Consider the following 2,590-nt stretch of genomic DNA (forward strand, 5'->3'; position numbering starts at 1 on the left):
GGTTTGGTCTCCCGCACCTTGGGCACTGGTTTCATCGATTGAGCCGGTGAGTCGTGAACCCGAGCTGTCCCGCTACCGTGACGAGAAGGTGAACATTGAGGCATTTCGGGAAACACTGCCTCAGGCGGCACGTGCGCTGGCCAACATCCCCGTCTATATGATTTTTGATGACCATGATGTAACCGATGACTGGAATCTGTCAGCATTATGGGAGCAGACCGCCTATGAGCACCCGTTTTCCCGGCGGATTATTGGCAACGCTTTACTGGGATATCTGCTCTGCCAGGGCTGGGGAAACCGACCCGAGCACGTTTCCGAGCTCATGCCCACTTGCCAGGATCTGTTCGAATCCAGCCCACAAACTCATACCCTGGACAAAGAGCAGCAGAATGCGCTGATTGATCGGTTGTTGGCGTTTGGTCATTGGCACTTCACGCTGGACACGAAGCCCAAAATCATTGTCTTGGATACAAGAACGCATCGGTGGCGTAGCGAGATCAGACCGGGACATCCCTCTGGCCTGATGGACTGGGAGTCACTTACCGACTTTCAGCAGTCGGTCATGGGGGAGGAGTCCGTGCTGGTTGTGTCACCGGCCCCCATATTCGGCGTTAAACTGATCGAGATGATTCAACAGGTATTCACCTGGTTTGGCAAACCACTGCTGGTCGACGCGGAAAACTGGATGGCTCATCGTGGGGCGGCCAATGTACTGCTCAATATTTTTGGGCATTCGCGAACGCCCAAACATTTCATGATTGTCTCTGGCGATGTGCACTACTCATTTGCCTACGATGTTCGCTTACGACACAAGCAGAATGGCCCTCACATTTGGCAAATAACCAGCAGCGGCATCAAGAACGAGTTTCCCCATGGATTGCTCGAATGGCTGGACCGCCTCAACCGTTGGTTGTACAGCCCCCTGTCCCCGCTGAACTGGTTCACCAAGCGCCGGCGAATGCGGGTAAGCCCTCGATTGCCACGGGGTCGGGATCTGGGGGAGCGGCTATGGAATAATGCAGGCATTGGCGACCTTCATATTTCGTCGGACGGGAAACCCGTCCTTATCAGCCAACTTGGCGCAGACCACAACGACACCGTCTTTGAGTACCGGGAGGAGGGCCGCTTCGAAACCGAGGCCCACCCCAAGCAATGACCCCGACCGGCGCGTTACTGTTATTTGTCACTCTGGTGACGCTGGCCGCCCTACCCAGTACCAGCGTGGCACTGGTATTAACCCGGTCGGCCGCCTCGGGGCTTGCAGCAGGCGCCGCCGTCACGGCGGGCATTGTGCTGGGCGATCTGCTGTTTGTGTGTCTGGCGTTACTGGGTATGAGCGCCCTGGCGGAGTCACTGAGTGGTGCCTTCTACTGGGTGCGGCTCGCGTGCGGCGGCTACCTGATCTATCTGGGCTGGTGTTGCTGGCGTGCCGCGCCGCAATCCGCGAACCGCCCAATGGCCTCCACGCCGGTACGCCTGTGGCGCGATACGCTGACGGGACTGCTGATCACACTCGCGGATGTAAAGGCCATCGTGTTTTACGCCAGCCTGTTTCCGGCGTTTGTCGATCTATCCCGGATTACCGTTCAGGGGCTGGGCGTGGTGATGGCCATTACCATCCTGGCGGTGGGCGGCACCAAACTGGCTTATGCCTACGGCGCCCATCGGATAACGCAGGCAACATTGATGAAGCGGTTCGAGCGCCCGGCGCAGCGAAGCGGCGGGACGTTGCTTGGCGTCATTGGTCTGTATCTGATCATCGGAGCCTGAGTGCGCTCTGCTACACTGACAGCGTGTTTCCGCAATGGCGGGTTCGCGGATCATTGATTCACCAAAACGGAGCGGTGACATGAAGTACCAAGCGGGACTCTTGTTCGTAATCCTGTTGTCTGGTTTGACCGGATGCGCGCAACTTGTGACGGACCAATACCTGGACCGCCACTGCGACAAATCTCATATCGACTGCCCGGGCCGGGAAACCGTCGAGCGCAAAGCGCAGAAAGCCGACATGGCGGCATTTCGGGCCATTGGCGAGCAGTTTGAAGACAAAGGCAACACGCCTGAACCCGCTCCACCCTATCGCGACCCCGCCGAGCCCCTCTGCCCTGACGGGCAGAAGAAGGTGTGCTCGGCCAGCGCCGGTTGTCGCTGCGAAGCGGACTGAGCCGGTTATTCTCCGATAGTGAATTCGAACTCGGCGGTTTCACCGGGTAACAGCTCAATGGTCTGTTCGACTTGGCCATTGATTGTTACCTGATACTCGCCATAGAAACCACGCCCGCTGAACTCCCCATCGCCATTGGTGGCACCGGTAAAGTCGTTCCACCAGTCATTGAAAATGGCGTCTTTCCAGGCGACGGCGTTGGGTTTTTCCCGCCAGTCTTCGGTATACATGGCACCATCCGGCGTCCAGTGGGCGCCCGCCCAGAAGCCCCACTTCTGCACCCCTACGGTAGCCGGATGACTGAACACGGCGGTTAGGAAATCCCGGGTGTAATCCGCCTGCAGCGCTTCATCCGTGGTGTTGATATCGAACTCGGTCACCCGGATGGTCAGCTCGGGAAAGGCCTCGTGAAAGCGGTCCAGGATT

3 protein-coding genes and 1 pseudogene are annotated in these 2,590 nt (G+C 58.1%); 3 read left to right on the plus strand and 1 reads right to left on the minus strand.

Going from position 1 to position 2,590, the window contains the following annotated elements:
* The 3 genes from B3520_RS10325 to B3520_RS10335 all read left to right on the plus strand — a co-directional run.
* The coding region (locus tag B3520_RS10325; RefSeq protein WP_286875984.1) for an alkaline phosphatase D family protein at positions 1–1,156 on the plus strand (1,156 nt) is incomplete at its 5' end.
* Positions 1,153–1,770, plus strand: coding sequence for a LysE family translocator (locus tag B3520_RS10330; RefSeq protein WP_286804435.1), 618 nt, complete (start codon positions 1,153–1,155; stop codon positions 1,768–1,770). The genes B3520_RS10325 and B3520_RS10330, both read left to right, overlap by 4 nt.
* A 145-nt stretch (positions 1,771–1,915) precedes the next feature.
* Entirely contained in the window at positions 1,916–2,164 is a 249-nt protein-coding gene (locus B3520_RS10335) for a hypothetical protein (protein WP_123638327.1), read from the plus strand.
* Between the two features lie 5 nt (positions 2,165–2,169).
* On the opposite strand, the pseudogene B3520_RS10340 reads toward B3520_RS10335, so the two are convergent.
* Positions 2,170–2,590: pseudogene (locus B3520_RS10340) on the minus strand (energy transducer TonB); the annotation flags it as partial.

The organism is Marinimicrobium sp. UBA4509, from assembly GCF_002388575.1.
GTDB lineage: Bacteria > Pseudomonadota > Gammaproteobacteria > Pseudomonadales > Cellvibrionaceae > Marinimicrobium > Marinimicrobium koreense.